Source organism: Pseudomonas sp. UBA4194 (assembly GCF_002379585.1).
GTDB lineage: Bacteria > Pseudomonadota > Gammaproteobacteria > Pseudomonadales > Pseudomonadaceae > Aquipseudomonas.
Genome location: NZ_DFUE01000048.1, coordinates 23428 through 44757, shown reverse-complemented (window position 1 = coordinate 44757; position 21330 = coordinate 23428). Strand labels below are relative to the sequence as shown.

The window sequence follows — 21330 nt, the reverse complement described above, 5'->3', positions numbered from 1 at the left end:
GCCGACGGGCAGCGGTGGCTGCCCGTTTTATCCTATTTGCCCTTCCTCCGAAATCATGTGCGCGGGTAGTGCACCGTTTTGATCACCGACCACTTGGATTGTAATGTCCCAAGCATGACTTGATTAGAATAGTCATCACTGAGAGGTTGCCCTTGAAGCTGCTGATTTTTGTGGGCACTTCGCCTTCAGGATAGCGGCGGGAGGTACCAATTTCGAGACATTTGAACCCCTGTTTGGGCGCGCGATAGCTTAGGTACGCTAGAAGTTCGTAGGTGCTGAACTGCGCCCGAAAGGGTTCAATACCAGGAGCCAGCAACATCTTACGGCTATAGGCACGGAAACCTTGGGTAGTATCTGTCCACTTGAATCCCGAGAAGATCCTGAGCAGGGGGGCATGTATAAAACGGATGGCCAGATCTCTCGAGAGGGGAGTGTTGACGGCGACGCCGCCAGCCACGAATCGTGAGCCTTGTACGAAGTCATAGGAAGAGTCCAGCGCCTCGACAAACTCTGGTATCGCCACTGGATCGTCTTTGTCGTTGCCATCGATGGTGACGATACCCTCGTAACCTTCACGAAGCGCAAATGCGTAGGCGCAACGCAACTGTGCGCTCAACTTGCCGGGCCCCGTCTTGACTAGCAGACCGGCAACATTGCAGCTGTCTAGCAGCTCATCCGCCAGTGACCCATCATTGCTGCCACCGTCGATGATGATGATGTCGGTCAGCGCAGGAATGCTCAGCTCAGCCATGCGATTGAGCAGCGAAGCGATGCGGCTGCCCTCATTGATGACCGGAATGACGGTACAGTATTTTGTAGTTTTACCTTTCCAGCGGGCGGTATTGAAAGCGGGGATATCCCATTTCGAGTCGTCGAGCATGATGGCTGAGCCTGTTATAGGTTGATGATTCACATTATACCTTCGCTGTAATAAGCCCAACACCGATGATCACGAGGATGATGCCGAGTGTTGTTGTCCATTGAAAAGATTCTTTGAAGAACAGCAATGAAAACAATGCAACGGCGGTAATCGCGCCACCGGTCAGGATCGGATGAGCCACATTGAGCGGAAGCTTGGCGAGCGCGAGAGCATATAGCAGAAACGCCGCCCCGTAGAGCGCGAGTCCTAGCCAGAATGGCCAGTTCTGGATTGCAGCCTTCATATCCGTTGGTGATGGGAAACTACGGGGCGCGGTCATCGCAATCTTGATCAGCACGCTGGCCGATGCGTTGCTCAGAATGCCCAAAGCAAGGATCAGCCACTTCATGAGACCACCTGCTGCGCAGCCTGCCGGTAAGTGGCTGTAGCGAAGCGAATGGCCTCGCTTACAGCTTTGACTTGAGATCCCTCCCCAGTGGGCAGCATCTCTATGGCGTAGACGTCATCCGGGCGGAGAGCGGCTAGCTCGGCTGCAATAGTCGAGTGATCCGACCCGACGGAGCCCAGGGTGGCCAGTCCGGGTTCGCTCAGATGCACGTGGCCAATCAGCTCGCCGTGAAGGGTCAGCACATTGACCGGCGATTCTGCGTTGATCAGTATGGCCCCGGTATCGAGCTGCATGCGAATATGCGGATGATCAACCAGTCTGACGATCCGCGCAGTGTCCTGCGAATGGGTCATGAAGTTGCTGTTGTAGCGCTCGGGGTTGGGTTCCAGACAGAATGTTACCCCATGGTCAGCACCAACGGCGCCCAAGGCTCTAAAGAAACTGACTGCTCTTGCATCGCAGGCTTCGTCGCTCAGCGCCCTACGATCCCTGTTCCTCGGTGAGCCGAATACTAGACGCTGGACCCCGAGGCCGCTGGCGACGCGAGCAACCTGTGCCAGGTGGGCCAGCATCCGCTCACACACTTCTGACGACGCGAACATGTTCAGCCCATTAGTGCCGAACAACAGCGACTGCATACCGTAGATTTCTATCCCCCTATCCTTCCACCAATGCTTCACAGCAAGTACCTGGGCTTCGGTTGCTTGAGCAAGATCCGGAAAGTATTTGGTTGGTGCAACGTCTATCAGACGAACATCGTTCTCGTCCAACAAGGCTGCTATCTTCACGTCCTCGGAGACATCCCATGCAATATTGGAAATCGAAAGCTCCATGCGTTTATCCTCCCAGTAACGCTTTTTTGGGCTCGGATTGGCTGTACCACCGCGCGGCTTGTACCGTTTCACTCGCGCTGTACTGGTACAGTCCCGTGACGCCGTAGAGTTCGGCATGGCGCGTACGCATGTCGTAGTGAGCAGCCGCATCGGTGTCGTAGAGTGCTAGGTCGATGTTGAACGCGCTTCCCGCTAACGTCTGAGTTTTGATTGGTTCACTTGTCAAATGAATGATCCTAAGCCCGGCGCGTGCGGCGATGAGGATGTCCGGCCAGAGGTTTACCATTGGATAAAACTGAAATTCGGATGCCGCGTTGATACCAGCGACGTTGTTGTTGTTGAGTAGGTCGAAAATGATATTCTTCTTCAGTCCCGGGCCTACCAACCCTGGCAAGCGAACTATCATGTGGTCTTGAAAATGACTTTCGACAAATTTCTCGAGGCGACGGCGGTTATAGCCATAGGCCTGCGAGCCATCTTGGAACACTTCGGATGCTTCATCTACACCTCGTGGTTCCTTGAACACATCTACCGTGCTGATCAGGATGAATTTCCTGCAGTTCACTGTAGACAATCTCTGGATGAGGCTGTCGATAACACGGGCATCGTTAGCAGGATCCTTGTTCGCCAGCCACTTGACGGCTGGCGCACCCGCACACACGACCATTTCAAAGCTACGGCCCGCGATGTCCTGGATGTTGGTAGAGCGATAGAGGTGCTCGAAGGTGGTTTGTTTGAGAAGGGTATTTCCCACAAAACCTGTATAACCGATAAGGCAGTTTTCCACTGTTCGACTCCTGAGAGGGGGGCGCTGTGGTGTCGATCACAGCGCGTCGTATCTGATAAAGGTGTTACCTGAAGCCGACTTCAACTAGCGCGAACCCAAGATCGTCCGGAGCATTCTTTTCCCAGCTAATGGAGATGTTCAAAAGATTGGTGTTATCTAATGAATACGGCGCCAGCTGAATGTGGTAAGTCTGCGGTCGCTGGAAGTCCATTGTATTGGCATCGAGAGTGCCTACGGACTTGCCGTTGAGTCCGATTGAGTAGGTGCGCGTAGATGCGTGACGGAGATCGGGCAGGCCTGTGATCAGCAGCTCACTTACTTTGCCTTGGGCGTAGTAGCTGAACACCGCCGGTGAAACTGCACCCCATGTGTGAGTCCTCTCGGGCGGCCACCAGTTTCCATTGAGTACGCGCCATACCTCATGATTTTTGCTAGTCGTGGCAAAGTGCTCGCCTCTTTTAAGGGTAGGCGGTACCGCGCTGAAATCTGATGGCTCCAGTAGAGCGAAGTTGCCAGGCTGGCCGTTAAGCCACGAATAGTAGTTCGGAGTGGCGGGCGCCTCGAGCACTGCCTTCGCGATAAAGTAGTTCAATGCCGGGTGGGCGACCCTCAAATTGGGGAACGCTTCCTGCGCAGCCGGCGCATGTGTCTTGGAGGGCGTACTCGACATTGCCAGAGCGCCTGGCTCCAGATCTATCGAGCTCCTGAAGAACGGTAATTGCACAGCGAAAAACAGCATGGCCAACGCTGTTACCGCGGCCGCTCCGAGTCGGAATTCCTTCAAGGGTCGCTTCAGCAGGAGCAGTACCAGCGCGAACTCCAAGACGAGGATTGGCAGCCATTTCACGACCGGGTACCATCCGCCGCCCTTCATCACCACCGTGATACCGGAAAGAATGATCAGAGGGCCGAGGGAGATAAACCCAGCCGCGGTCCAGGCCGCTCGCTGCAATGTTTCGAGCGATAGCTTACCTCCCGCGAATATCGAGGCAACGCCGATGGTGTAAAGCGCTGCCATCATCCACACAAAACCAATATGGTCCGGCGCATTGATGAAAGCAAACACCCGTAGATCACCGCCCGTGCCCGCCAAACGCAGCATTTCCAGCACGCCGGGAGACAGAGCTAAGGTTGCGCCGCTAAGTATGCCCATAGAAATAACAGTGAGCACGCGGGTCCTGAAGCTTTGCCCTGCAGCACCAAGTGCCATCAGCAGCGCCGTCGCGCTGAACCAGGCGAAACCGACCACATGGATATTCACCAGCCAGACTGAGAAGCATGCGTAGAGGAGGATCTGGTGCCAAGGTCGGCGGCATTTGGAGTTTAGGTAGATGGCGATCTGCGCCCAGGCCAAGGAGACCAGTTGGGTGATGAAAGAGTTACTGATCACGAGATCGCGCCAACTGAATTTGAAGATGCCTACCGCAGCCGCAATCACGATCAAGCTGATGATGATCCGGGATATCCTCGCACCGGCCAGTTGGTCCGAAGCACGCAAAGCGTAGAACAGCGCGCACAATATCAGTGAGAACTGCACAACGATCGTAAGAGCGTAAATCACTGGAAGCTCAGTGACCGTACTGATGATCGAGGCCATCCAGTACGTGATATGTGGGTAGATCGTGAACTCGTTGAGCACGCTTTTGATAGCTGGGCTATGCAGGTCGTAGCCCCCGTGTATGAAGAACGAAGTTGCTGCGTGGCTGGCCCAGTCACCGTGGATCGCAGGCATGAGACGGCCGAGATGACTTTCCAGAAGCTGTGCGAGGAACAACAGCGCGGCGAAACTGCCTAACGCCATACGCTTGTTTGCCAAGAACGTATTAAGATAGCTACTTGCGCGCATGAAGTTCTTCCATTTTATCCAGTTTCTCGTAGCAGTCGTAAATGTTGTCGATTTTCCCACCGAGGATGGAAAAACATCCGGGAAGGGATGCAGCCTCTTCAAACAGGATCGGGCGGCCATCGTCGATTTCGTTCTTGGTAAGGATGGTTTTCACTTCGTAAAGTGAATCTACGTATTGCGCTGCGCTCAAGGAAGGTATGTAACGGCTAGAATCCCGAATCATGCGATCGGCGCGGCTTACTTTCGGGTAGTTCACGAGTCTTTCGTAGGGATTTATCCCTCTTGCGTCGCTCCATGACAGATGCGGCGTGTAGCGCACGTGGGACAGGGTATGCAGTTGCCGGGATGGGAAGGGCATGGTCGAAAAGAACGCGCCGTCCATCACCGTGACTCCGATATCACGAAGAGCAGGTGGCATCCGGACCAGCGCCATTTCCGTGATTTCGTGCTTAAGCAGCGTTTGTATTCCGGGAAATTCACCTTGCAGTTGGTTAAGGCCGCTATAGGTGCAGTTGAACACGAAATCGCAGCATAGTTGCTCTGTGGCATCGCGCGTCCTGCTGATCACCCTCAGTCCGCCGTCGGCGGCCCTGGTAATCGACACCGCCGTCGTATTGAAGAGTAGTCTGACGCCCAGATGCTCAAGTTCCTTCTTGGCTTTGGCTGCCACCAACCTAGTATTAAAAGCGTATTCTTCAACGGTGAACACGCTTTCTATGAGATGCGGGTTGAACAGCGAGCGAACCTTGTCGCCGGAAGGTCGTATGACCGCGCCGATGCTATCGCAGAACCGGACAAATTGTGCCGACGAGACCTTGGAGTTCCGGCGTGCAATCGCGTAGATTTTTTCAAAATCGGTCGAGATAGTGTCCGACCAATCCTTGATGAAATTGGGCAGGTTGATCCGGCTGCGGTAGGCCGTGGTAAAGCTGCGAGGGTAGTGATACCCGTTATGGACCCGCGCCTGGTTGTTGTGCGATGCATGTTGGAGGAGATCAGCGCTCTGCTCGATAAGAACTACGCTTTGAAGTCCTGCGGTCTTGGCCAGATAGATGGCAATCGCAGCACCATAGAACCCACCGCCTACAACGACCGCCGAAACCTTGTTGCTGGGACTCACCGTGTCAGCCTCGCGTATCAATATGTTCGGGCTGCTCGTCGCTTGCATCCACTACCTCGATATTCAACTTGTCGAGCCGTGTCATGCGCGCGCTGGTGAACTCCTGTGCCACATGGTAGGCAGGGCCTTCGTTACTCAGTCGCGCCATGTGCAGGATGTACTCGCCGAGCACAAGCAGGACGAGCGACAGTAGGAAGAACATGCCTGATTGTTGCAGTGAGAAGCTTATCCACCCGGGGGCCACGTCGGTCTTGAATATGGCAACCGCCACGACATAGATCGAGTACACCAGATTCGCGACTGCACCAAACATCGACAAGGTCGTGACCAGCCTCATGGGTGCCCGGGTAGTCGAGACCAATAGCTGCATGCCGCGGTCGATGCTGTCCCATAGCTTCTTGGGTTCGGGAGCATCCGAGCGGTGAGAGTAGGTCAGGCGCACCTTCGAAAAGCCGCCAGTGGCGGGCAGGTGCCGATAGCTGATATGCGGCTGTGGGTGTTGCAGAATAAAGTTGATGACACGCTTGCTGAGGATTCTGAAGGTGGGTGCATCCCTGCCCAGATTGACCCCGTTGAAACTGTTGAATAAGGTGTTGAACACGCCGTGTGCTCCCCGGTAAAGCAGGCTCTGATTTTTTTTATTGGTGTTAGTGGCAAACACCACATCAGCTCCAGAAACAGCTTGCTTGAGCATTTCCGGAATGAATGTTACATCATCGTGCATCGGGTCGATGACCGCCACGAAGTCGCCCAAGGCATTTTCCAGCCCCACCCAGGCGGCAGTATCGTTGTCGACTTCCTTGGTAAGCGTATACACCTGAATGTTGGCCAAACCAGCGACACTAGTGATCTGCTTGAGCACTCCTACGCTGTTGTCGGTGGAAGAGTTGTCTACAACGATAAGTTCGTAGTCTGCAACCACGGACGACAATGAGTGCGTTGCTTTGGTTAATATCTCTTCAGCTTCGTTTGCTTGGTTTCTTAATACAAATACAACAGATAAGAAGCAGGGGTGAAACGGCATGTGGTCCTCTCCGTGAGTCCGACGTGAACTTGAAATGGGAAACGCAGGGCGGCGGTCTACTGAACGATGCCTTGGTGGAGAGGATCTTCCATTGTGCCGGAGGTGCTTTCCATACGCCTGTGCTCTTTCAAAGTTAATGTAAAAAATTGATTCAAGGGGTACCAAGCAACGTTATACCAAAAGTAGCGACGTGCAAACGATAACCTTATCACGGTCGGTGTTTTTTTGAAACAGCCGCGTCCGGGTGCCCCGCACGAACCAGTGTGCCGGTTTAGTAGCCGATATGGCGGTGGGCAGCTATCACTCGAACCTGGTGGGCCTATTAGGGATGTGGGGCATGGGGGTGTTGTGTGTTTGGGGGAGGCTGGGGAGAATGAAAAGCGGTACAGAAGCTAGCCCACGCTGGCCCGCTTTGGGCCAGGGTGAATGAGGGGAGGGCATACAGGGTGAATTAATCCGCAGCGTGTCTGACAGACTAGGCGCGGCCGGCCTCCAGAGTAGTGGGGTGTGCGCCTTTCACGCCAGCAGCAACCCGCTTGCCTAGGCGCATGGTCGGCATCTCGACCAGCTTATGAAGTCCGTAGGAAAGTGCAAAAACGAAGATAACAGTGCCTAGCAGTGAGGCAGGGAACGAAAGCTTCAGATCCATCAATATGCGGATGGTCAGATAGCCTATTATAGAGTGAAGCACATAGATTGAGTAACTGATGTTGGCAACGAAGTCCAGCGGGGCGAAAGGACGCGCGTAGCGTCTGAAGCCATAGGCGAAGGAGAAAACCACTAGCGCGTAGAAATAGTTTTGTGCAACTGTAGGAATCTGCCCTAACCATGAGGTGTGCGGCCAGCAGAGTATGAATAGTATGAACAGGCTCGCTGCGCCAATGACCAGATCGCGGATGGTCTTGTTGCCTATATAGTGATGATAGAAGCAGGTGCCGATCAGCATGAAAATTATGCACATCAGTTCTGTTTTTAGTGCGTCATATGAAAAAGAAGGCGTAGACAGGCCGAAGTGAGCGAAAAGGGGGTCCTGCCACTCACAGAATGCCAGGATCACTACGGCGGCCCCGATGTAGTGAGTGATGCGGCCATTCTTGATTGAGGAATACATCAGCGCGCACAGAAGGTAGAACTTCACCTCGATGGCCAGAGTCCAGTTTACCAAGTCAATGGATGGCACAAAGAAGTTTCCGTTGATCAGTCCTAGGTTATAGGCAAATGTTGTAGGCGACACCTCCAGGGGGGTGCCCCAGTAACGACTTGAGAGAAACACGAGCACTAACATGATTAACGACGCAATGATGTACGTCGGGTAGATTCGAAAGGCCCTGGATATGAGAAATTGGATGGGTGATAGGCGTGCGAGTGAAAAAGGAATGACGAAGCCACTAATTAGAAAAAATACCGCAACACCGAAGGGTCCATAGTTGAAGCTTGGAATGGTGAGATAAAGAATGAGTGAGGAGGGTGGGCCTTCGATGACGGGGGCGTGGATATAACTTGCAACCGTGTCGCGGGCGTACCAATAAATACCACACCAATGAACGATAAGTACGGCGATGATCGCAATCGCTCGGAGTTGATTGGCGAACAACGCCCTGTCATTTTTCTGCATGGGTAGGCTCGGTTAATACATTTGAGGTCTGGACGCGGGGCAGGCTTAAGCAAGGGTTATTGCCTAAACTTATGATCAAAGAAAACGGTGCCGCCTAGCCTATAGCTTGTATCAAGGGACATATTTTGACAACCTTTTTGTCTGCACAGTTAGTGGTCGCGAGCGGTCGTCTTATTGCGTAGTCATCGATGCGGTGCTAGCGCGATCTCCAACTCTGCTATCTGTCCGGCCTGTTGCCGCTGGCGTTCAAAAGAGTCTGGTACCCGGCCGCCACTTAGTCGTCGCTGTCGGCGCACAGTTTCCTTTTCCGGGTGATAGGAAGGGGGTCGTCAGGGGTGAGGATCGTTAGGGGCGATGCCGGGATGCTCAAAATCCAAGCGATGCGATGTAACGGGCATCGCATCAGATAGTCGAGCCTTTGGCGCCATAGATGTATACTCCCCCTTCGTTTTCCAGACTGAATGTCTGGGCGGTGCCCTTTGTGGCTGTTTTTTTTGTTCAATTGCCCTGCGTGGCGCTAATGGAGTTGGTTAATTCGCATGAAAGCAATCGTCACTGGTATCACTGGTCAAGATGGCGCCTACCTGGCTGAACTGCTGCTGGAAAAGGGCTACACCGTCTACGGCACCTACCGCCGTACCAGCTCCGTCAACTTCTGGCGCATCGAAGAACTGGGTATCCAGAACAACCCCAACCTGCATCTGGTCGAGTACGACCTGACCGACCTGTCGGCCAGCATTCGTCTGTTGCAGACCACCGAAGCCACCGAGGTGTACAACCTCGCTGCGCAGAGCTTCGTGGGTGTTTCCTTCGAGCAGCCACTGACCACTGCCGAAATCACCGGCCTAGGCGCTGTGAACCTGCTGGAAGCGATCCGCATCGTCAATCCGAAAGCCCGCTTCTACCAGGCGTCGACTTCCGAGATGTTCGGTAAGGTTCAGGCCATTCCGCAGGTTGAAGAAACCCCGTTCTACCCGCGCAGCCCTTACGGTGTAGCCAAGCTGTACGCCCACTGGATGACCATCAACTACCGCGAGTCCTACGGCATCTTTGCCACCAGCGGCATCCTGTTCAACCACGAGTCGCCACTGCGTGGCCGTGAGTTCGTGACCCGCAAAATCACCGACACCGTCGCCAAGATCAAGCTGGGCCTGCAGGACACCCTGGAACTGGGCAACATGGACGCCAAGCGCGACTGGGGCTTTGCCAAGGAATACGTCGAAGGTATGTGGCGCATGCTGCAAGCCGACGAGCCGGACACCTTCGTGTTGGCCACCAACCGTACTGAAACCGTGCGTGACTTCGTCACCATGGCGTTCAAGGCTGTTGATATCGACATCAAATGGCAGGGCGAAGCTGAGGCCGAGCAAGGTCTGTGCGCAGCCACCGGCAAGGTACTGGTTTCGGTCAATCCGAAGTTCTACCGCCCAACCGAGGTTGACCTGCTGATCGGCAACCCGGCCAAGGCCAAGCAAGTTTTGGGCTGGGAGCCGAAAACTTCGCTGGAAGAGCTGTGTCGTATGATGGTCGTGGCCGACCTGCGCCGCAATGAGAAAGGATTTTCGTTCTGATGACCAATGTCAGCAAACGTGCACTGATTACAGGTATTCATGGTTTCACCGGGCGCTACATGGCGGCCGAGTTGGAAGCCAATGGCTATGAGGTCATTGGCCTGGGCAGTCAGCCTTCGGATGAGCCGGGTTACTACCAGGTGGATTTGAACGACGCTTCCAGGCTGAGCACGTTGCTGGCAGAGCTTCAGCCCGATTACGTGGTTCACCTGGCCGCTTTGGCCTTTGTGGGCCACGGCGTGGCAGACGCGTTCTATCAGGTGAATCTGATTGGTACGCGTAACTTGCTCGAAGCGGTCGCCGCTTCGGGCAAGAAGCCTGAGTGTGTGTTGCTGGCCAGTAGCGCCAATGTGTATGGCAATGCATCCGAAGGCATGCTGGACGAAGGCACGGCCCCTGCGCCGGCCAATGATTACGCTGTCAGCAAGCTGGCCATGGAATACATGGCGAGCTTGTGGCACAACCGCTTGCCGATCGTCATCTCCCGGCCTTTCAACTACACCGGGGTAGGGCAGGCGGATAACTTCCTGTTGCCCAAGATCGTTTCGCACTTCCGCCGTAAGGCCGACGTGATCGAGTTGGGTAACCTCGACGTATGGCGCGATTTCAGCGACGTGCGTGCCTTGGTGGCGGCCTATCGCGGGCTGCTGGAGCAAAAGCCCTTGGGCCAGACGGTCAACGTCAGCTCAGGCGTGACTCACTCCCTGCGTGAGGTGATCGAGATGTGCGAGAGCATCAGCGGTCATTCGATCAAGGTTGAGGTGAACCCTGCGTTCGTGCGCGCCAACGAGGTGAAAACCTTGTGTGGTGACAACAGCCGGCTGCGCTCGCTGGTCGGCGACTGGCAGACTCCGCCTTTGCGCGACACGCTGCAATGGATGTTGGCTGCCGAATAAATGAAGGTTGTCCTCTCCGTTGAGCCCGTCCGGTTTCCGCTGACGGGCATTGGCCGTTATACCTACGAACTCGCTCGCCGCTTGCAAGGCAGTCCGGAAATCACGGACCTGCATTTCTTTGCAGGCCGCAGTTTCCTGCCTGGCTTGCCCAGCGCCCAGGATGCATCTGGAAAGGGGTATAGCCTCAAGCGTGCCGTGCAGAAAAACTTTCTGGCGATCGAGGCGTATCGGTTGTTGATGCCCCTGCTCAAGGCGCGTGCCCTGAAGGGGCACGGCGAGTACCTTTATCACAGCCCCAATTACTACCTGCCGCCTTTCAAGGGGCGCCGGGTGGCAACGTTTCATGACCTGTCGCCCTTCACCTGGTCCCATTGCCACGCTCCGCAGCTCGCGCGTTATCTGCAAAAAGAACTGCGGCAGACCTTGTTGCGTGCCGACCGTTTGATCACCGATTCGGAGTTCACACGTCGTGAGCTGGCCGAGTATTTCGACTGGCCTATCGAGCGAATCGACGCGGTGCCGTTGGCCAGCTCCCCGGAGTTCTTTCCCCGTCCTGCCGAGGAAGTGGCGCCAGTGCTGGCGCGCTATGAACTCAAGGCGCAGGGCTACAGCCTGTTCGCCGGTACCATCGAGCCGCGCAAGAACATCGAGACGCTGCTGACTGCCTATGAGGCGCTGCCGCTGGAGACACGCCAACGTTGGCCGCTGGTCCTGGCCGGCTATCAGGGTTGGCAGAGCGAGGCCATTCATCGCCGGCTGGAGTCTGCCGGGCGTCAAGGCTGGGCGAAGTATCTGGGATTTGTGCCTGCCGAGGATCTGCCTGTTCTGTTCGCAGGGGCTCGCTTGTTCGTGTTTCCTTCGCTGTACGAAGGCTTCGGTCTGCCCGTGCTGGAGGCGATGAGCTCGGGGGTGCCGGTAGTGTGCTCGAATAACTCGTCCCTGCTGGAGGTGGCTGGTGATGCTGCCTTGATGTGCGATGCGCTGGATGTGGAAATGCTGACAGCGCTGATGCGCCGAGGCCTTGAAGACGAGACTTGGCGCGCCGCAGCCGTCCCGCGTGGGCTGGCTCATGCTGCGGGCTTTTCCTGGGACCAATGCGCTGCTCAGACGCTGGCTGTTTATCGCAAGACGTTGGAGCAGGGATGATCAAGGTTCTACATTTTTTCAAGACGTATCATCCCGACTCCATGGGCGGTATCGAGCAGGTCATCTTTCAGCTTGCCGAAGGTTGCGCAGCCAGTAGTGTGGAGTCGCAGGTGCTGTACCTGAGTGCTCGCGGCGCAGCCCGTGACGAGAAGGTCGGCAACCACCTGACGCATCGCTCGAAGCTGGACCTGCACGTAGCTTCCACAGGGTTCTCGCTGTCGGCGTTGAAGGATTTCAAGGAACTGGCCGCCAAGGCGGACATCATCCATTACCACTTTCCCTGGCCGTTCATGGATCTGGTGCACTTTCTGACAGGCGTGCGCAAGCCGACAGTGGTCAGCTACCACTCCGACGTCATCAAGCAGCAGACCCTGTTGAAGCTGTATCAGCCGTTGATGAACCGCTTTCTCGGATCGGTTGACCGCATTGTGGTGTCTTCGCCCGATTACGCGGCGAGCAGTCCGGTGTTGACCCGTTTCCCCAGCAAGCTTGCCGTCATTCCGTTCGGTCTGGACCCTGCCACGTATCCAACCCCTTCGCCTGAATGCCTGAGCCGCTGGCACGCCCAGTTTCCAGGCAAGTTCTTCCTGTTCGTTGGGGCGCTACGTTATTACAAAGGTTTGAACTACTTGTTGGATGCGGCGAAGGTCAACGGCCTTCCTGTAGTGATCATCGGATCGGGGCACCTGGAGGCTGAGCTCAAGGCGTATGCCCGTCAGTTGGACGTGAGCAATGTGCACTTCGTGGGCGGCCTGCCTGATGAAGACAAGGCGGCGTTGTTGTCGCTGTGTCACGGGTTCGTGTTTCCGTCGCACCTGCGCTCCGAGTCCTTTGGCATGTCGCTGCTGGAGGCCGCCATGTATGGCAAGCCGATGATCTCCTGCGACATCGGCAGCGGCATGAGCTACATCAATATCGCCGGCAAAACGGGGTTGGCCATTCCGCCCCGCGATGCTCCGGCGCTGGCGAAAGCTATGCAGACGCTGTGGGATGACGAGCCAAAGGCCGCGACCATGGGCGCGGCCGCCAGGCAACGCTTCGATCAGGTGTTCACTGCACAGAGGATGGCGCAGAGCTATGTCGAGCTTTATCACGATGTACTTCGAGGCTGACATGCTGACAGGAGAGTGCTGTTCATGCCGTTGACCCCGGTACTGGTCACAGGCGCTTCGGGCTTCGTCGGTGGCGCGCTCGTTGAACATCTGCTCGCCGTTGGCTATGAGCGGGTCATTGCCGCTGTGCGTCGCAATGATGCTTCGTTTCCGTCAGGCGCAGCACGCTGCCTGGTGCCTGAGCTTGCTGCCGACACGTCGTGGCAAGATGCTCTGCAGGGCGTTGACTGTGTCATCCACGGCGCTGCCCGCGTGCATGTGATGAAAGAAGCCGAAGCAGACCCTTTGGCGGCGTTTCGCAAGGTCAATGTCGACGGGACGTTGAACCTCGCCAGGCAGGCCGCTGCCGCCGGGGTGCGTCGCTTCATCTTTATCAGCTCGGTGAAGGTGAACGGCGAGGGTACCGAGAACGGTAAGGTCTATCTGGCCGATGACGTCCCTGCGCCCGAAGATGCTTACGGTATCTCCAAGTGCGAAGCAGAAGAAGGGCTACGCGTTCTGGGTAAAGAGTCAGGCATGGAGGTGGTAATCATCCGCCCGGTGCTGGTGTATGGGGCCGGAGTGAAAGCCAACTTTCGTGCGCTGTTGAAGCTGGTGGACAGTGGTGTTCCCTTGCCGTTTGCGGCAGCCAGGAACCGCCGTAGCGTGGTGGCGCTGGATAATCTGGTGGACCTCATCACGCTGTGCATCGAGCACCCCGCTGCGGCCAATCAAACCTTTCTTGCCAGTGACGGTGACGCACTTTCGACGGCCGAGTTGGCCCGGCAGATGGCCGTGGCATTGGGCAAACCGGTGCGCCAGATCAGCGTACCTATTGCACTGATGAACCTTGCCGCCAAGGCGCTGGGCCGCCAGGTGCTCACCCAGCGACTGTTCGGTTCTCTTGAGGTCAGCATCGCCAAGAATGCCGAGTTGCTGGGCTGGCAGCCTCCCTTCACTACGGCCCAGGCGCTTGCGGCCACCGCCCGCCATTATCAGGAAACCCGACGTTCATGACTCACTGGTGGTGGCTGCTCATTACAGCGGCGCTCTCTTTCGCCCTGACCTTTGGCCTGCGCCGCTACGCACTGGCACGCAGCCTAATGGACATACCCAACGCGCGCAGCTCCCATACTGTGCCGACGCCACGCGGCGGCGGGGTGGCAATCGTATTGGTGTTCCTCGGTATCACCACGCTGTTGGCGTTGGCGGGGGCGCTCGGTTGGTCCGCCTGGTTGGCGATGGTGGGGGCGGGTGGATTGGTGGCGGTGGTGGGATTTCTCGATGACCACAACCCTATCGCCGCACGCTGGCGTCTACTGGGCCATTTCGCCGCCAGCGGTGGCGCTCTGTTCCTGCTCGGCGGAATGCCGTCGGTGCTGGGCGCCAGTACTGGATTGAGCTGGCTGTGGGCGCTGTTCGGCCTGTTCTATCTGGTTTGGTTGCTCAACCTCTACAACTTCATGGATGGCATTGACGGCATTGCCAGCCTTGAAGCGATCTGCGTTTGCGTGGGCGCCTGCGTCCTGTACTGGATGATGGGCGACCACGCGTTGCTTCTGCTTCCGGCCCTCCTGTCGGCCTCGGTGCTGGGCTTTCTGGTGTGGAACTGGCCGCCAGCGAAGATATTCATGGGTGATGCCGGAAGCGGCTTTTTGGGATTGATTCTGGGGTTACTGTCGATCCAGGCTGCTTGGGTCAACCCCAACTATTTTTGGGCCTGGGTTATTCTGCTTGGGGTTTTTATCGTCGATGCCACTTTTACGCTGTTGCGCCGTCTGATCAGGGGCGACAAGGTGTACCAGGCTCACCGCAGTCATGCCTATCAGTACGCTTCACGCCGTGTAGGTCGCCATCTGCCGGTCACGCTTGTCAGCGGTCTGATCACGATAGGCTGGCTATTGCCGATGGCCATATGGGTGACGCTTTTTGGGCTGAACCCGATAGTGGGGGCCCTGATCGCGTATATCCCGTTGTTGCTCTTGGCATTCCGTTACCAGGCAGGAAAACTGGAAGTGGCATAAAATGCTTTCTCGGGGCTGGTTAAACTCGCTGATCGCACTTATGGTTACAGCTCAATTACAACGTATCGATTAAGGGTACGCGCCCATCGGGTCGAAGGTTATGGACAAGATACGGACACGTCTGCTCGGTTTGCCGCGTCGTCAGAAGCGCCTGCTTCAGGTGGCTGCCGACCTGGTGCTGGTATGGATTGCCCTGTGGATGGCGTTTCTGGTGCGCCTGGGCATCGAGGACATGTACAACCCGATCCGTGTTCACACCTGGCTGTTCGTTGCGGCACCGTTGGTAGCCATTCCCCTGTTCATCCGCTTCGGCATGTACCGAGCGGTGATGCGCTACTTCGGCAATGATGCTCTGGTGGCGATCATCAAGGCCGTGAGCCTTTCCTCGCTGATTCTCGCTGTGGTGGTGTATTGGTACAGCAATCACCAGACGGTCGTCCCACGCTCGATCATCTTCAACTATTGGTGGATCAGCCTGGTCATCATCGGCGGTCTGCGTCTGGCCATGCGCCAATATTTCATGGGCGACTGGTTCAACGCCGTCCATAACGTCCCGTTTGCGGGCAAGGACGACCGCCTCACCAAAGTGGCCGTCTATGGGGCAGGCGTGGCGGGCAATCAACTGGTTGCGGCCCTGCGCATGGGGCGAGTCATGCGTCCGGTGGCGTTCATTGACGATGATCCGAGCATCTCGGACCGTGTGATTGCCGGTATTCAAGTATTCAAACCCAAGCATATTCAGCGCATGATCGACCTCACCGGCGCCGAGGAGCTGCTGCTGGCCCTGCCTTCGACTTCCCGTTCACGACGTCGCGAGATCCTCAGTTTTCTCGAAGGGTTCCCGCTGCACGTGCGCAGCGTGCCGAACTTCACGGCCTTGGCCAGCGGCGACGTGCGCGTCGATGACATCCAGGAAGTGGACATTGCCGACTTGTTGGGTCGCGATGCCGTCCCCGCTCAGGATGATCTGCTGGAGCACTGCATCACCGGCAAGTGTGTGCTGGTGACTGGGGCAGGGGGCTCGATCGGCTCCGAGCTGTGCCGCCAGATCATCGGCTTGCAACCGGCGCTGTTGATCCTGCTGGATCACAGCGAGTTCAACCTCTACACCATCAGCGGCGAGCTGGAACAGCGTGCTGCTCGTGAAGGGCTGGATGTGCAGATGCTGCCGACCCTCGGCACCGTGCGCGACCAGGCAAAACTGCTGGAGGTGATGACTACCTGGAAGGTGGATACGGTCTACCATGCCGCAGCCTACAAACACGTGCCGATGGTTGAGCACAACATCGCTGAGGGCATTCGCAACAATGTCCTGGGCACCCTGAACTGTGCGCAAGCTGCGCTGCAGGCGGGCGTTGCCAACTTCGTGCTGATTTCCACCGACAAGGCCGTGCGTCCCACCAATGTCATGGGCAGCACCAAGCGGCTGGCCGAACTGACGCTGCAAGCCTTGAGCCGGGAACTGGCGCCGGTACTGTTTGGTGACCCCCGCAACGTGGCCCGTGTCAACAAGACCCGTTTCACCATGGTGCGTTTCGGCAATGTGCTGGGTTCGTCGGGGTCGGTGATTCCGCTGTTCCACAAGCAGATCAAGACCGGGGGGCCCGTTACGGTTACTCATCCCAATATCACGCGTTACTTCATGACCATTCCCGAGGCTGCTCAGTTAGTGATCCAGGCAGGCTCCATGGGGCGCGGCGGTGAAGTGTTTGTGCTGGACATGGGCGAACCGGTAAAAATCATCGATCTGGCGCAGAAGATGATTCATCTTTCCGGTTTGAGCATCCGCTCGGAGCACAATCCTCAGGGTGACATCGGCATCGAGTTCACCGGGCTGCGTCCTGGCGAAAAGCTCTATGAAGAGTTGTTGATCGGCAACAATGTGGTTGCCACTCGCCACCCAATGATCATGAGTGCCAACGAAGACCACTTGCCGTGGGATGAGTTGAAGGCTCAGTTGGCCGAACTTTTGGACGCCATTGAGGCTTCAGATTTCGAAGCCGTTCGTGAGTTGTTGCGCACCGCGGTCAGCGGCTATGCACCCGAGGGCGATATCGTCGATTGGGTGCATGCGCACCAGCATCGGGACCGGTAGTCCGGTTGTACCTTATGGCGCAGGTCTGACAACTCAGTCTGCGCCATGGACGAACCTCGATCTGCCCTTGGTCCGCTCCATTTTACCAGCCTGATCCACCTGCCAAAAACGGGGCTCTGTAAATCGCCGCTTCCTAATATGATGGTAATCATGTAATTATCAGTGCACACATGTTCACTCATCCTCGCACAGGATCAACTCATGACCTCCACCCGAATCGTAGTGACTGGCACCGGTGTCGTTTCCCCCTTGGGCGTCGGCACCGAAATCGTCTGGCAGCGGCTGCTGTCCGGCCAATCCGGCCTCCGCGCGCTTCCCCCTGAAACAGTGGAGGGCATCTCCTGCCGCGTTGCCGGTGTAGTGCCTACGCTCGAAGAAGACCCCGAAGCCGGCTTCGACCCTGACGCCACCATCCTTGCCAAAGAACAGAAGAAGATGGACCGCTTCATCATGTTCGCCCTTGTCGCAGCCAAGGAGGCGCTGGACCAGGCCCGCTGGCACCCCGAAACCGATGCTGAACGCGATCGCACAGCCACCATCATCGGTACGGGCGTAGGTGGATTCGGCGCCATCGCCGATGCGGTGCGTACCACCGATAGCAAAGGTCCACGGCGCTTGTCGCCGTTCACCATTCCGTCGTTCCTGGCCAATCTGGCAGCCGGGCACGTGTCGATCCAACATGGCTTTCGTGGCCCGCTGGGGGCGCCGGTCACGGCGTGTGCTGCCGGTGTGCAGGCCATCGGTGATGCTGCGCGGTTGATCCGCAGTGGCGAGGCGGACATTGCTGTGTGTGGTGGTGCGGAGGCTTCCATCGACCGCGTCAGCCTGGCAGGGTTTGCGGCGGCCCGGGCAATGTCCAGTGGGTACAACGACACCCCCGAACAGGCTTCGCGGCCGTTCGACAAGGGCCGTGACGGCTTTGTCATGGGAGAGGGCGCGGGATTGTTGGTGATCGAGTCGCTGGAGCATGCCCAGGCGCGCGGCGCGACCATCCTGGCGGAGCTGGTGGGGTATGGCACCAGTGCCGACGCCTTCCACCTGACGGCGGGGCCTGAGGATGGAAACGGCGCGCGGCGGGCGATGCAGGCGGCGATCAGCCAGGCGGGTATTACGGCTGGCGAGATTCAGCATCTGAACGCGCATGCCACTTCGACCCCGGTGGGGGACAAAGGCGAGTTGGCTGCGATCAAGGCGGTGTTTGGAGAAAGCTCGGCGCTTGCCATTACTTCGACCAAGTCGGCGACGGGGCATCTGCTGGGCGCGGCGGGGGGGTTGGAGGCGATATTCACCGTACTCGCCATCAGGGATCAGGTGGTGCCGGCAACTTTGAATTTAACCGAGCCCGATGAGGCCGTGGGCAATCTGAACATCGTGCACGGCGGTCCGCAAAAGATGGCCATCAAATACGCCCTGTCCAACGGCTTCGGCTTCGGCGGCGTAAACGCCAGCCTCCTCCTAAAAGTAGCAGCGGCGTAAGCCGCGTCACAGGCGCCGCGGTGTATCAGACGAACTGCGGTGGGGCCGGACGCGGTGTATCAGGTGAACTGCGGTGGGGGCGGACGCGGCTTACGCCGCTGCTACGGCGTAGGCTAGCGGGGTATCAGATGAACCACGGTGGGGCGGGACCGGAGAGGGGCGTGAAATATCCTGAACTGTTTGGCGCGGCCAGCTTCTATCGTTAGACCCTTCTGGTCTTTCGTTCAGCAGTAAGTCCTAACCCTTTTCCGGAGTGTTTGATCATGACTGGTCAACCAGTGAGCGCCAACGATGCAACCCAAGACCGGCCGGCCAGCCGTGTGAGTGAAGGCCTTCCTTATCCGCTGGGGGCTACCTGGGATGGATCCGGGGTCAACTTTGCGATTTTTTCGGCCAACGCTACCAAGGTGGAGCTGTGCCTGTTCGACGCCGAGAGCGACGAAGAGATCGAGCGCATCCCTCTGCCGGAATTCACCAACGAAATCTGGCACGGTTATCTGCCCGATGCCCGTCCGGGCACCCTGTACGGTTATCGCGTGCATGGCCCGTACGAGCCGCAGAATGGACATCGATTCAACCACAACAAGCTGCTGATCGACCCTTACGCCAAACAGATATCCGGCGAGCTGAAGTGGGATGACGCGCTGTTCGGCTACACCGTGGGCCACGAAGACGGCGACCTTTCTTTCGATGAGCGCGACAGCGCGCCGTTCATGCCGCGCTGCCGGGTGATCGACCCCGCGTTCACCTGGGGTTCGACGGACAAGCCGAACGTGCCGTGGGAAAAAACCATTTTCTACGAAACCCACGTGCGTGGTTTCACTATGCAGCACCCGGCGGTGCGGGAATCGGAGCGCGGTACGTTCGCGGCCTTCCAGCACAATGATGTCACCGAGTACATCCGCTCGTTGGGCGTGACCTCGGTGGAACTGATGCCGATTCATTACTTCCTCGACGACAATCATCTGCTGGAAAAGGGCCTGCACAACTTCTGGGGCTATAACACCCTGGGTTTCTTCGCCCCGCACGCCCGTTACATGGCGGGCCAGTCGATCAGCGAATTCAAGGTGATGGTGTCGCGCTTCCACAAGGCGGGTTTGGAAGTGATCCTCGACGTGGTCTACAACCACACCGCCGAAGGCAACGAGATGGGGCCGACGCTCTCGCTCAAAGGCATCGACAACGCCAACTACTATCGCCTGATGCCGGATGATGCGCGTTATTACATCAACGACACCGGTACCGGTAACACCCTGAACATGAGCCATCCCTGCGTGTTGCAGATGGTCACCGACTCCTTGCGCTATTGGAGTACGGAGATGGGTGTCGACGGCTTCCGTTTCGACCTGGCGACTATTCTGGGTCGTGAGGCAGACGGCTTCAACGAGGGCGGCGGCTTCCTCGACGCCTGCCGTCAGGACCCCGTATTGGCGAAGGTCAAGTTGGTTGCCGAGCCATGGGACTGCGGTCCTGGCGGCTACCAGGTGGGTAACTTCCCGCCGGGCTGGATGGAGTGGAACGACAAATTCCGCGATATCTCGCGGGCGTTCTGGAAGGGCGATGACGCCATGTTGGGTGACTTTGCCAAGATCTTCCTGGGCTCGGGCGATCAGTTCAACCGTCGCGGTCGCAAGCCGGCCTCTTCGGTGAACTTCATCACCGCTCACGACGGGTTTACCCTCAACGACCTGGTGTCGTACAACGAGAAACACAACGAGGCGAACGGCGAAGACAATCGTGACGGCCACTCCGATAACCGTTCATGGAACTGCGGTGTAGAAGGTCCGACGGACGACCCGGAGATCGTTGCACTGCGCTATCGGCAGATGCGTAACCTGCTGTCGACCTTGTTCCTGGCGCAGGGCACGCCGATGCTGTTGGCCGGTGATGAGTTCGCCCGTACCCAGGGTGGTAGCAACAACGCTTATTGCCAGGACAGCGAGATCGGTTGGGTGGATTGGAACGTCAGCGAGAAGAGCGCCGAGTTGCAGGATTTCGTGCGCTATCTGATCGAGCTGCGTAACCGCTATCCATTGCTGCGTCGCAACCGATTCTTCACCGGTGAGTATGATGAAAGCCTGGGCATCAAGGATGTCAGCTGGATTCAGCCGAATGGGGAAGAGATGGGCGTGGAGCAGTGGCAGGACGGCAGCAATCGCTGCATGGGTATCCTGTTAGACGGTCGCACGCAAACCAGTGGTATCCATCGTCCGGGTGCCGACCATTCGCTGCTGATCATCTTCAACGCGCATTACGATGTGGTGGGCTTCACCCTGCCGCAGGTGCCTGAAGGCGAGAAGTGGGTGCTGCAGTTGGATACCAATCAATCCGAGGTGGATGCCGGTGAGGCGTTTGCGTTTGGCGATGAGTATCAGGTCACCGGCCGTTCGGTGCTGATGTTCGAGTTGGCGAAACCAGGCAAGAAAAAGCGGCATTGATGTAGGTGCGGGTCGGGGGGTAGGCAGGCCCGGCCCCTTCGCGGCTTCACGCCGCTCCTACAGGGGATCTTCATGCCTTCGTAGGAGCGGCGTACAGCCG

17 protein-coding genes are annotated in these 21330 nt (G+C 57.3%); 9 read left to right on the top strand and 8 right to left on the bottom strand.

Going from position 1 to position 21330, the window contains the following annotated elements:
- Positions 1-82 precede the first annotated feature (82 nt).
- From B3397_RS12955 to B3397_RS12920, 8 genes are all read right to left on the bottom strand, one after another.
- The gene (locus B3397_RS12955; RefSeq protein WP_296250637.1) at positions 83-880 is read right to left on the bottom strand and encodes a glycosyltransferase family 2 protein; all 798 of its coding nucleotides are present in this window, start codon (positions 878-880) and stop codon (positions 83-85) included.
- A gap of 34 nt (positions 881-914) precedes the next feature.
- Complete coding sequence (locus tag B3397_RS12950) at positions 915-1268, bottom strand: SMR family transporter (RefSeq protein WP_296250636.1); 354 nt, start codon at positions 1266-1268, stop codon at positions 915-917.
- On the bottom strand, positions 1265-2101 hold the full coding sequence (locus tag B3397_RS12945; protein WP_296250634.1) for a sugar phosphate isomerase/epimerase family protein: 837 nt from the start codon (positions 2099-2101) through the stop codon (positions 1265-1267). Before B3397_RS12945 ends, B3397_RS12950 begins: the two co-directional genes overlap by 4 nt.
- A gap of 4 nt (positions 2102-2105) precedes the next feature.
- Entirely contained in the window at positions 2106-2888 is a 783-nt protein-coding gene (locus tag B3397_RS12940) for a pyridine nucleotide transhydrogenase (protein WP_296250631.1), read from the bottom strand.
- Between the two features lie 64 nt (positions 2889-2952).
- Positions 2953-4734: a hypothetical protein gene (locus B3397_RS12935; protein WP_296250628.1), complete on the bottom strand. Its 1782-nt coding sequence runs from the start codon at positions 4732-4734 to the stop codon at positions 2953-2955.
- Positions 4721-5854 carry an NAD(P)/FAD-dependent oxidoreductase gene (locus B3397_RS12930; RefSeq protein WP_296250626.1) on the bottom strand — a complete coding sequence of 378 codons (1134 nt, stop codon included), beginning with the start codon at positions 5852-5854 and terminating at the stop codon, positions 4721-4723. The genes B3397_RS12935 and B3397_RS12930 overlap by 14 nt, the downstream gene beginning before the upstream one ends.
- A 4-nt stretch (positions 5855-5858) precedes the next feature.
- Positions 5859-6878 (bottom strand): glycosyltransferase, encoded by a 1020-nt coding sequence (locus B3397_RS12925; protein ID WP_296250625.1) that lies wholly within the window; start codon positions 6876-6878, stop codon positions 5859-5861.
- 475 nt (positions 6879-7353) lie between these two features.
- On the bottom strand, positions 7354-8493 hold the full coding sequence (locus tag B3397_RS12920) for an acyltransferase family protein (RefSeq protein ID WP_296250623.1): 1140 nt from the start codon (positions 8491-8493) through the stop codon (positions 7354-7356).
- Positions 8494-9032: 539 nt separating this feature from the next.
- Here B3397_RS12920 and gmd point away from each other — a divergent pair.
- The 9 genes from gmd (at position 9033) to glgX (ending at position 21230) form a co-directional block, all read left to right on the top strand.
- Entirely contained in the window at positions 9033-10064 is a 1032-nt protein-coding gene (gene gmd / locus B3397_RS12915; protein WP_296250622.1) for a GDP-mannose 4,6-dehydratase, read from the top strand.
- Positions 10064-10960 carry a GDP-mannose 4,6-dehydratase gene (locus tag B3397_RS12910; protein WP_296250620.1) on the top strand — a complete coding sequence of 299 codons (897 nt, stop codon included), beginning with the start codon at positions 10064-10066 and terminating at the stop codon, positions 10958-10960. The genes gmd and B3397_RS12910 overlap by 1 nt, the downstream gene beginning before the upstream one ends.
- Positions 10961-12106 carry a glycosyltransferase family 4 protein gene (locus tag B3397_RS12905; RefSeq protein WP_296250619.1) on the top strand — a complete coding sequence of 382 codons (1146 nt, stop codon included), beginning with the start codon at positions 10961-10963 and terminating at the stop codon, positions 12104-12106.
- The gene (locus tag B3397_RS12900) at positions 12103-13218 is read left to right on the top strand and encodes a glycosyltransferase family 4 protein (RefSeq protein ID WP_296250616.1); all 1116 of its coding nucleotides are present in this window, start codon (positions 12103-12105) and stop codon (positions 13216-13218) included. Before B3397_RS12905 ends, B3397_RS12900 begins: the two co-directional genes overlap by 4 nt.
- A 24-nt stretch (positions 13219-13242) precedes the next feature.
- A complete protein-coding gene (locus B3397_RS12895; protein WP_296250615.1) occupies positions 13243-14214 on the top strand; it encodes a UDP-glucose 4-epimerase family protein in 972 nt (323 codons plus the stop codon).
- Entirely contained in the window at positions 14211-15221 is a 1011-nt protein-coding gene (locus B3397_RS12890; RefSeq protein ID WP_296250611.1) for an MraY family glycosyltransferase, read from the top strand. Before B3397_RS12895 ends, B3397_RS12890 begins: the two co-directional genes overlap by 4 nt.
- A gap of 100 nt (positions 15222-15321) precedes the next feature.
- Complete coding sequence (locus tag B3397_RS12885) at positions 15322-17316, top strand: polysaccharide biosynthesis protein (protein ID WP_296250608.1); 1995 nt, start codon at positions 15322-15324, stop codon at positions 17314-17316.
- A gap of 201 nt (positions 17317-17517) precedes the next feature.
- Positions 17518-18792 carry a beta-ketoacyl-ACP synthase II gene (gene fabF / locus B3397_RS12880; RefSeq protein ID WP_296250605.1) on the top strand — a complete coding sequence of 425 codons (1275 nt, stop codon included), beginning with the start codon at positions 17518-17520 and terminating at the stop codon, positions 18790-18792.
- 263 nt (positions 18793-19055) lie between these two features.
- Positions 19056-21230: a glycogen debranching protein GlgX gene (gene glgX / locus B3397_RS12875; protein WP_296250603.1), complete on the top strand. Its 2175-nt coding sequence runs from the start codon at positions 19056-19058 to the stop codon at positions 21228-21230.
- Positions 21231-21330: the final 100 nt, after the last annotated feature.

Excerpts from the sequence above, each read along its gene's own strand:
- B3397_RS12955 (WP_296250637.1), bottom strand. The coding sequence starts at position 880 with ATGCTCGACGACTCGAAATGGGATATCCCCGCTTTCAATACCGCCCGC.
- B3397_RS12950 (WP_296250636.1), bottom strand. The coding sequence starts at position 1,268 with ATGAAGTGGCTGATCCTTGCTTTGGGCATTCTGAGCAACGCATCGGCC.
- B3397_RS12945 (WP_296250634.1), bottom strand. The coding sequence starts at position 2,101 with ATGGAGCTTTCGATTTCCAATATTGCATGGGATGTCTCCGAGGACGTG.
- B3397_RS12935 (WP_296250628.1), bottom strand. The coding sequence starts at position 4,734 with ATGCGCGCAAGTAGCTATCTTAATACGTTCTTGGCAAACAAGCGTATG.
- B3397_RS12925 (WP_296250625.1), bottom strand. The coding sequence starts at position 6,878 with ATGCCGTTTCACCCCTGCTTCTTATCTGTTGTATTTGTATTAAGAAAC.
- B3397_RS12920 (WP_296250623.1), bottom strand. The coding sequence starts at position 8,493 with ATGCAGAAAAATGACAGGGCGTTGTTCGCCAATCAACTCCGAGCGATT.
- gmd (WP_296250622.1), top strand. The coding sequence starts at position 9,033 with ATGAAAGCAATCGTCACTGGTATCACTGGTCAAGATGGCGCCTACCTG.
- B3397_RS12910 (WP_296250620.1), top strand. The coding sequence starts at position 10,064 with ATGACCAATGTCAGCAAACGTGCACTGATTACAGGTATTCATGGTTTC.
- B3397_RS12905 (WP_296250619.1), top strand. The coding sequence starts at position 10,961 with ATGAAGGTTGTCCTCTCCGTTGAGCCCGTCCGGTTTCCGCTGACGGGC.
- B3397_RS12900 (WP_296250616.1), top strand. The coding sequence starts at position 12,103 with ATGATCAAGGTTCTACATTTTTTCAAGACGTATCATCCCGACTCCATG.
- B3397_RS12895 (WP_296250615.1), top strand. The coding sequence starts at position 13,243 with ATGCCGTTGACCCCGGTACTGGTCACAGGCGCTTCGGGCTTCGTCGGT.
- B3397_RS12890 (WP_296250611.1), top strand. The coding sequence starts at position 14,211 with ATGACTCACTGGTGGTGGCTGCTCATTACAGCGGCGCTCTCTTTCGCC.
- B3397_RS12885 (WP_296250608.1), top strand. The coding sequence starts at position 15,322 with ATGGACAAGATACGGACACGTCTGCTCGGTTTGCCGCGTCGTCAGAAG.
- fabF (WP_296250605.1), top strand. The coding sequence starts at position 17,518 with ATGACCTCCACCCGAATCGTAGTGACTGGCACCGGTGTCGTTTCCCCC.
- glgX (WP_296250603.1), top strand. The coding sequence starts at position 19,056 with ATGACTGGTCAACCAGTGAGCGCCAACGATGCAACCCAAGACCGGCCG.